Annotated in this window: 1 protein-coding gene; it reads right to left on the reverse strand. The window is 40.5% G+C overall.

Going from position 1 to position 383, the window contains the following annotated elements:
- Positions 1-232, reverse strand: a 232-nt coding sequence (locus KP705_RS19035) for a hypothetical protein (protein ID WP_215765440.1), incomplete at its 3' end; no start/stop codon positions are given.
- Between the last annotated feature and the right edge of the window lie 151 nt (positions 233-383).

Below are 383 nucleotides of genomic sequence, written 5' to 3' on the forward strand. Positions count from 1 at the left end.
TCACATCCTTCACAGGAAAAGAATGGTCAATATAATGGTCATGCAAACAAGTCATGATATCGTAAGGCTTTTCCCAACCGCAATAAACCTCGACCCCATTCCCAAACATATAACGAATAGCCTTGGTCTCATAACGTGCCTTCAATCGCACAGCCTTTATATTGAACAGATTTTCAAGCCTCTGTACTTCTCTCTCTATTTCTCTATATTTTTCCTTCTTTACCATATCCATAACAATCTCCGACCCTCAGTTTGTGGGGTACTGGAAACTTATTGTAGCAGATAGAAATCAATATTTGACTTGTCATAGTGTCCGACTATGACAATTACATTGTCGTCGGTCCTGCGGAGCTTGAAAGATTCCAGTCTGCAAGCTCCTGAAA

Origin of the sequence: Gluconobacter sp. P1D12_c (assembly GCF_018812105.1) — a bacterium.
GTDB lineage: Bacteria > Pseudomonadota > Alphaproteobacteria > Acetobacterales > Acetobacteraceae > Gluconobacter > Gluconobacter oxydans_A.